The sequence below is a fragment of the Mycolicibacter senuensis genome (genome assembly GCF_003284925.1).
Taxonomy (GTDB): Bacteria; Actinomycetota; Actinomycetes; order Mycobacteriales; family Mycobacteriaceae; genus Mycobacterium; species Mycobacterium algericum_A.
Window position 1 is genome coordinate 1 of the sequence record NZ_QMEX01000260.1, and the last position, 2,529, is coordinate 2,529.

2 protein-coding genes are annotated in these 2,529 nt (G+C 69.7%); one reads left to right on the forward strand and one right to left on the reverse strand.

The genetic code is table 11. The features are described 5' to 3' along the window. The coding region (locus tag DQP56_RS23820; RefSeq protein WP_114475794.1) for a WS/DGAT domain-containing protein at positions 1 to 233 on the forward strand (233 nt) is incomplete at its 5' end. 10 nt (positions 234 to 243) lie between these two features. On the opposite strand, the gene DQP56_RS23825 is transcribed toward DQP56_RS23820, so the two are convergent. Next, positions 244 to 2,529, reverse strand: a 2,286-nt coding sequence (locus DQP56_RS23825; RefSeq protein ID WP_205868967.1) for an FtsK/SpoIIIE family DNA translocase, incomplete at its 5' end; no start/stop codon positions are given.

Here is a 2,529-nt window from a genome sequence, read left to right on the forward strand (position 1 = left end):
TCGCTGCGGTGTTGCCGGTCCCGCCGATCGCGATGCAGTTGCGTACCGGCGCGGCGATCCTGCGCTACGCCGACAGCCTGTTCTTCGGCATCGTCGCCGACTACAGCACCGTTCGCGACGCCGACGAGCTGGCGCGCGGCGTCGAGGCGGCGGTGGCCCGGTTGCTGGTCCGCAGCAGGCGGCGCCGGGCCGGCCGGGATCGGCACGGGTTGTCGCTGGTGGTCAACGTCTGATCGTCGCCGGCTAGCCGTCGTCGCCGTCATCCACGGCGTCGGCGTCCGCGCCGCCGCGGATGGCCATCAGGGTCGCGGCCAGCTCGTCGGGCTTGACCAGCACTTGGCGGGCCTTGGAGCCCTCGGAGGGGCCCACGATGCTGCGGGTCTCCATCAGGTCCATCAACCGGCCGGCCTTGGCGAAGCCGACCCGCAGCTTGCGCTGCAACATCGAGGTGGAACCGAACTGGCTGGATACCACCAATTCCACCGCCTGCAGGAAGACCTCCATGTCGTCGCCGATGTCGGGGTCGACGTCGGTGCGCTCGCCGGTCGGTTTGGCAGTGGTGACGCCGTCGGTGTACTCGGGCTCGGCCTGGTCCTTGCAGGCGGTGACGACGGCCTGGATCTCCTCGTCGGTGATGAAGGCGCCCTGCAGCCGGACCGGCTTGTTGGCGCCCATCGGCAGGAACAACCCGTCGCCCATCCCGATCAGCTTCTCGGCGCCGGCCTGGTCCAGAATCACCCGGGAGTCGGTCAGCGACGAGGTGGCGAACGCCAGCCGCGACGGCACGTTCGTCTTGATCAGACCGGTGACGACGTCCACCGACGGCCGCTGGGTGGCCAGCACCAGGTGAATGCCGGCGGCGCGGGCCTTCTGGGTGATCCGCACGATCGCGTCCTCGACGTCGCGCGGCGCGGTCATCATCAGGTCGGCGAGCTCGTCGACGATCGCCAGGATGTAGGGGTAGGGACGGTACTGCCGTTCACTGCCCAGCGGTGCGGTGATCTCGCCGGAACGGACCTTCTCGTTGAAGACGTCGATGTGGCGCACCCGGGACGCCTGCATGTCCTGGTAGCGCTGCTCCATCTCCTCGACCAGCCAGGCCAGCGCTGCCGCCGCCTTCTTCGGTGAGGTGATGATCGGGGTGATCAGGTGCGGAATGCCTTCGTACGGCGTGAGTTCCACCATCTTCGGGTCGATCAGGATCATCCTGACCTCTTCCGGGGTGGCCCGTGCCAGCAGCGACACCAGCATCGAGTTGACGAAGCTGGACTTACCCGAGCCGGTGGAGCCGGCCACCAGCAGGTGCGGCATCTTGGCCAGGTTGGCGCTGATGAAGTCGCCCTCGATGTCCTTGCCCAGCCCGATCACCAGCGGGTGATGATCGCGTCGGGTGCTCGGCGCGGTCAGCACGTCGGCCAGCCGCACCATCTCCCGGTCGGTGTTGGGCACCTCGATGCCGACCGCGGACTTGCCCGGGATCGGTGCCAGCATCCGCACACTCTCGGTCGCCACCGCGTAGGCGATGTTGCGTTGCAGGGCGGTGATCTTCTCGACCTTGACCCCGGGGCCCAGTTCCACCTCATAGCGGGTGACGGTGGGGCCGCGGGTGCAGCCGGTGACCGCGGCGTCGACCTTGAACTGCTCGAGCACCGAGGTGATCGCGTCGGTCATCGCCTCGTTGGCGGCGGTGCGGGTCTTGGGGGGATCGCCGGCGACCAGCAGGCTCAACGGCGGCAGCGTGTAGGGGCCCTCCACCACCCGGTCCAACACGACGGTGGTGTCGGTCGGTTTGGCCGTCTTGGGGGCCTTGCGGCGAGCGGGCTTGGGCGCCGGCGCCGGTGGCGGCTCGGCGGGCTCGTCGAGCGGGTAGTTGTCCAGCGGCGTGCGCGACTGCCAATCCGGGGTGTCCTCGGCGCCATCGGCCGCCGCGCCGCCTTCGAAGCCGCCGCCACCCTCGTCGTAGTAGTCGTCGTCGCCGTCGTAGTCGTCGTCGCCGCCGTACCAGCCGTCGTCATAACTGCCGTCGTAGCCGTCGTCGTAGTCCCGCGCGACGAACATGGTCCGTAGCGCCTCGGGCGCCTCGCGCAGCGTCGTCCCGGTCAGCAACAGCACTCCGAACAGCACTGCGATGCACAGCAGCGGGGCGGCGATCCAGGCGGTCAGTCCGTCGGCGAGCGGGCCGCCGATGGCGAACCCGACGAAACCGGCACCGTGCAGGCGCCCCTCGGGGGTCTGCGGCGAACCGGACCACAGATGCCACAGGCCCAGTATCGGCAGCGCCACCATCGCCGAACCGAGGATCAGGCGGGGCCGGTTCTCCGGGACTGGTTCGGTACGCATCAGCGCGACGGCGCCGATGCCGGCCAGCACCGGAAGCAGCACCACCGCGCCACCGATCACAGCGCGCAACCCGGTGTCGATCCATGCCCCGACCGGCCGCGCAGCGTCCAGCCAGCAACTGGCCGCCGTCACGACGGCCAGGCCCAGCAGCGCCAGCGCGATACCGTCGCGGCGATGACCTGGGTCGAT